This is a genomic window from Tenacibaculum sp. TC6 (assembly GCF_050606265.1).
Lineage (GTDB): Bacteria > Bacteroidota > Bacteroidia > Flavobacteriales > Flavobacteriaceae > Polaribacter.
This window is the reverse complement of sequence record NZ_JBOCUK010000020.1, coordinates 62501-68500: the sequence shown is the minus strand read 5'-3', so window position 1 is coordinate 68500 and position 6000 is coordinate 62501. Positions and strand designations below refer to the sequence as shown.

At 29.8% G+C, this 6000-nt stretch carries 4 protein-coding genes; 3 read left to right on the top strand and 1 reads right to left on the bottom strand.

The features are described 5' to 3' along the window. Positions 1 to 130: 130 nt before the first annotated feature. The gene (locus ACQY1Q_RS11630) at positions 131 to 1558 is read right to left on the bottom strand and encodes an LGFP repeat-containing protein (RefSeq protein WP_431005492.1); all 1428 of its coding nucleotides are present in this window, start codon (positions 1556 to 1558) and stop codon (positions 131 to 133) included. Between the two features lie 265 nt (positions 1559 to 1823). Between ACQY1Q_RS11630 and ACQY1Q_RS11625 the strand changes: the two genes are divergently transcribed. From ACQY1Q_RS11625 to ACQY1Q_RS11615, 3 genes are all read left to right on the top strand, one after another. After that, complete coding sequence (locus tag ACQY1Q_RS11625) at positions 1824 to 2540, top strand: TIGR00730 family Rossman fold protein (RefSeq protein ID WP_431005491.1); 717 nt, start codon at positions 1824 to 1826, stop codon at positions 2538 to 2540. A 62-nt stretch (positions 2541 to 2602) separates the two neighbouring features. After that, complete coding sequence (locus tag ACQY1Q_RS11620; protein ID WP_431005490.1) at positions 2603 to 5431, top strand: aminopeptidase; 2829 nt, start codon at positions 2603 to 2605, stop codon at positions 5429 to 5431. Positions 5432 to 5826: 395 nt separating this feature from the next. Further along, the gene (locus ACQY1Q_RS11615) at positions 5827 to 5973 is read left to right on the top strand and encodes a hypothetical protein (protein ID WP_431005489.1); all 147 of its coding nucleotides are present in this window, start codon (positions 5827 to 5829) and stop codon (positions 5971 to 5973) included. Positions 5974 to 6000 lie beyond the last annotated feature (27 nt).

Genomic DNA, 6000 nt, shown 5'->3' with positions numbered 1-6000 from the left:
GTGTGCGCTTTTTCTTGTGTGGACTCGTATTCATAAAATAAGTCTAATTTGTGTCAACTTATTTTAGGACGGGACATTTATATATAAAGAGGCTGTCTAAATAGACAGCCTCTTTTAGGACGACTCACATCTATAATTTATCTAACTTATCCTGAGCCACTAAAGCTACTACTTTTCCTAGAGTATCTCCTTTAAAATAAAGTTTTATGCCTCCATCTTTCATAACTTTAAAACTTAAAAAACCTGTGTTTTGTGGTACTTCTCCCAACTCAAAAGGTTTATCAAATCCTTCTAATACAGCTTTCTTTAATCCATTGAATAATTTTTCATGTCCTACTCCTGAAGTATGAATATGCCAATGATCTAATCTTGCCTTTAATTTACACCCTACTTTTCCGTCTGGATTTTTATCACTTTCAAAAGCTATTTTAAGAGTAATTGTATATGATGGATTAGGTATAAAGAACACACCGCTTTCATAATTTCCACTAATTTTAAAACTTACTTTTCTGTTTTTACTACGAACAAAATCATAGCCGGTATCACTAACTTCAGAAATATGAACAGATTCAATATTCAGATCTTTTTGACTCTTTGCTTTATCTTTAAAAATCTTTTCAAACATAGCTCTTACTTTAGAGCCACTTAAAGAAGCTGTATGCGTTTCTACTGATTTATCTTTTTCCCAATAAATGACTCCGCTTTGAAAATCACCAAACCACTCTGCTTTATTAGGATCAATTTTAATTTCATCAGAAGTAGGATATCCATAAACACCTTTTTCCCAACCTGCCTTAGCCCAAGTATGTCTTATTCCTCCTCTAACAAGCTTAGGTCCGGTAGTTGGATGCCAGTAAATACTTCCGTTTCCTATAAAATGGTTATATCTTCCTTTTCCATCCGGAGTTGTTGTTTCATCAGATACCGGTAATGATAAATCATTATTAGGTCCGCCAACAGTATTATATTTTTGTCTGATAGCTCCATGAATTTCATGAGGCCCCGTTTGTGGAGAGCAGTAAATATCACATTTTTGAAAGGTCACTCTCTTCCCTCCTTTTACGGAGGTCGGATTATTAATATCAGACGTTGAGCTTCCTGTAAAAGCCGTACCTAATTCTTGCGCCTTTGCTTTAATACTATTGGTACAATCAGCCTCATCAATTACTACATTAGATACTTGTAAAATAATATCTGCATAATCTCCTCCTTCATCAGTATTTCTTACTCTAAAGCTTACCGATTTGTTTTCATTCTTACCAATAGTTACACTTTTAGAAGCCGTTCCGTCTAGGTCTTTACTATTGGTAGAAGCTCCTTCAAATAATTTTGCAGACTCTTTAATTGATAAGGTTCCGTTAGAATTCTGTGTAAATTCTATTTTTAATTCTATTCTTACTTCTCCTCCACACTTCCCTACAAAAAACAAGCTATTTGTTTTTTTAGATTTGTCAAGAAGAAATACTCCTGAATTTATAACTGTTTTTTTTTCATTAGACCCAAAAGTTTCGTGATCTACAATATTCATCACTGATGAATAACTTACCTTGTTTTGCATTTTATAATAATTTAGATTAGTTTTTACCATGCAAAGCAAATGGTTATTTCAATCTAAATTAGCGTACAAAACACTGAAAAAACACACATTAATCTCCTGTTTTATCTAACGTCTTTTTCCAATTTATGTCAAAGAAAAATCTCCTTATTTTAACAAAATATTACACAAAAAATTATAAAATTCTTTTTCTTTTGCAGAGTTTACAACAATAAAAAACACTAAATTAGCAGGCTTGCTTTATGAGAGTTAAAAAATTAAAATACATATGAGTATGAGTCCAAATGACGATAGAAAAATTAGAGAAAAGCTTCAACAAAAAACGTGGAATGAGATAAAAACCAATGATTCTTGGGCCATTTTTAAAATAATGGCAGAATTTGTTGATGGTTATGAGCGATTAAGTAAAATTGGTCCTTGTGTATCAATTTTTGGTTCTGCACGTACAAAACCGGAACACCCATCATATAAACTAGCAGAAGAAGTTGCTTATAAATTAACTCAAAATGGATTTGGAATTATTACCGGTGGCGGTCCCGGAATTATGGAGGCCGGTAACAAAGGAGCCCATAGAGGTAAAGGAACTTCTGTTGGGTTAAACATTGAACTTCCTTTTGAGCAACATGACAATCCTTGGATTGACCACGGAAAAAGTTTAGACTTTGATTACTTTTTTGTACGTAAAGTAATGTTTGTAAAATACTCACAAGGTTTTGTAGTTATGCCCGGTGGTTTTGGAACTCTTGATGAACTTTTTGAAGCCATTACACTTATTCAAACTAAAAAAATAGGACGTTTTCCTATTGTATTAGTCGGAAAGAAATTCTGGGGAGGCCTGATTGATTGGATAAAAAACACACTTTTAGAAGAAGGAAACATCAGCTCTGAAGATTTAAATTTATTCAGAATTGTAGATACTGCTGATGAAGCTGTTGAACATTTTAACAAATTCTACGCTAAATATAAATTAAAACCGAACTTCTAGAAAAATATTCTATATTTAAAACTCGTTGCTTCTTTAAGTAACGAGTTTTTATTTTTATAAATATGTTGAATAAATTTCTGTTTTTTGCCCTTATTATTTCTTTTATATATGTCCATACATCTTTGGCTCAAACAAACTCAATTACTTCAAACATAATTTTAAAAGACAGTACTAATACGCTTGACATCCAACAAAAAATTGTTTTTTATAATATCTCTGATACGTTTCTACAAAAAATTTATTTACATAACTGGGCAAATAGTTTTAAAAACAACAATACTCCTCTAGGTAAACGCTTAATTGAAGATTATAAAAAAGACTTTTATTTTACAGAAGAAAAAGAGAGAGGCTATTCTAAGATTAGAAATTTATCTGTTAACTATGAACAAGTTCCATTTAAAGAACAAGATAATCATCCGGATATTTTAGAAATTTCTTTAAACAATACTTTAAAGCCCAAAGACAGCGTTACAATCTCATTAATGTACACTGTAAAAATACCCAACTCAAGATTTACCGGATACGGAAAAACCAAAACCGGATATCATCTTCGCTTTTGGCAAATAACACCTGCTGTATTTGATAAAAACTGGCAATTAATGAGCAATTTAGATATGGATGATTTATATCAAAATGTTGCTAATTATGATATTAAAATTAAAATTCCTAATACCTATATACTTGAAAGTAATTTATATCAATATGAAATTAAGAATGAAAGCAACACTGATTATCATCTGATAGGAAATAATAAAAAAGACATTATTTTAAGTATTGATCGTTATAAGCGTTTTAAATCATTTAAAACAAAAACTCAAGAAATTAAAACCGATGCTTATGATAAAAACATTCCTTTAGAAACTACAACAGCTATCATTAACAAACAAATTCAATTTATAGAAAAGTATATTGGCAAACATCCGCATACCGAAATTTTTGTTGATGCAAATACAATTAATAAAAATACCCTACACGAAATTTACGGTTTACCCAGATGGTTAAAGCCCTTTCCTGAAAACTTCAGATGGGAAGTAAACTTTTTTTATGCTCTTGGCTCAAAATATATTAATGATATTTTACTTCATAATAAAAGAACTCAATATTGGTTTATTGATGGATTAGAAACTTTTCTAATGATGGAATATTTAAAAGAATATTACCCTGAAGTGACCGTTCTTGGAAAATATTCTAAATACTGGCCCATAAGAAACTACAATATTAGTAAGTTAAACCAAAGTGATAAGTTTCCTTTTATGTATCAGTTTAGTGCCAGAAAATTTTATGACCAAGCTCTAAATACTCCTGCTGATTCTTTATCTAATTTTAACAGAAAAATTGTGAGTAAGTATAAATCCGGACTTGGTTTTAAATACTTACAAGATTATTTAAGTGATAGTATTTTTCAAAAAACGATAAAGCAGTTTTTATATAAAAATCATTTCAAAGTAAGCTCTCCATCATTATTTTTAACTGAATTACAAGAAAACACTACTAAAAACATCAATTGGTTTGCTAAAGATTATTTAACCACTTCAAAAAAAATAGATTATAAAATAACTTCTATCAGAGAAACTAAAAATAGAGATTCTTTAAACGTAGTTATAAAAAATAAACGCAGTTTTCCTGCTCCGGTTGCTTTATACGGTATTCACAAGAAGAAAGTTATATTTAAAGAATGGGTTTCAGAAATAGACTCTACAAAAACTATTACCCTAAAAAAAGGACGTTATACTAAACTTGCATTAAACTATGAGAATATTTATCCTGAATATAACTCACTAGACAACTATAGAACTATTAGTAACCGCCTTTTAAATAAACCTTTACAGTTTCGTTTTTTTAAAGATACTGAAGACCCTTATTACAATCAGCTTTTTTACTACCCTGATGTTAAATACAACTTATATGATGGTGTTATTTTGGGGGTGAAAATTAATAACCAACCTATTATACCTCATAATTTGGAGTTTTCTTTAACGCCAAACTACAGTACAAAAAGTAAAAACTTTACTGGTGCTTTTAGTGTTGCATACAATCATTTCTTTAATAACTCTTCTTCTATTTATAAAATTAAATACGGAGTAAACGGAAGTAATTTTCATTACGCACCTGAATTAGGCTACAACACATTTGTGCCTTATGTGAGTGTTGCTTTTAGAAGAAAAACATTACGTGATGTAGGTTCAAAATCTTTTACAACTCGTCTTTTTTATATTAATAAAGAAGTGGCTCCCGGTAAACCTGTAACAGAACAAGACCGATATAAAGTTTTAAATTTCAGATATATTTTTAATCAACCTAATATTATAGAAAGGCTTCAGTACGCTGTTAATTTCGAGTTAGGAAACAACTTCACCAAACTTTCAACAGATATTCGCTATCAAAAGTTCTTCGATTCTCAGAAAAGTTTCGATTTACGTTTTTTTGGAGGAATGTTTGTTACCAATAACTCTATTGGTGATTATTTTAGTTTTGGCCTCAATAGAAGTTCTGACTATTTATTTGAACAAAACCTATTTGGGCGTTCAGAAAGTTCCGGGCTTTTTAGTCAGCAATTTATCATTTCAGATGCCGGGTTTAAATCAAAATATAAAACTCCGCAAACTTCTAATCAATTTATTCTTGCTGCCAACACCAGTGTTAGTATTTGGAAATGGCTTGAAGTATATAATGATGTGGCAATGCTTAAAAACAGAGATCAATACCCTAATTTTTTCTACGAAAATGGAATTCGCTTAAATTTCATTCCTGAAATTTTTGAATTTTATCTCCCTATCTACACCAACCAGGGATGGGAAGTTAATAAAGAAGCTTATCCAACCAAAATACGATTTGTTATTACAACCAACTTAGATAGAATTTATAATTTTATTAGAAGGGGAATATTGTAGTTTAATTACACCTCTTCTAAGCATCAACTTCTTATCAATACCTTATAATTTATACAACCTACTTCTTATTAAAAAACACCCCTTTACTTCTTTAAATAACCATTTTAATGAGAACATGAAATTAAATAACTATTTAACAACTTCTTTTTTGCATGTATAAGGGGTGTATGTCCTTTTTCTAGTAATTCTCCCTCGACTTAAATACACTACAAAACAATGTAAAAAAACTACAGTGAAAAAATGATATAACCTTCGATTTATAAAAAACGAGTAGATATTTATAAAAACAGGTATATTAAAAAAATATATAAAATACTAATTTACAGCAAATTAAAAACCAAACTCTTTTAAAAAAATGTATTACTTTCATGATTGTAAAAATTGAAGTGGATAAGATGATATTGAAAAAATTAATCAATAATAGCTCAACCAAATCAACTCTCTCTAAAGAAGACAACTATTTAGATAGTAATATTCCACAACATATAATTGATGATATTCTTACATCATTAAAAGAATTAGATACTATGAAAAAAAAGTAAACAAAGAACCTTATTATTCATACCCTC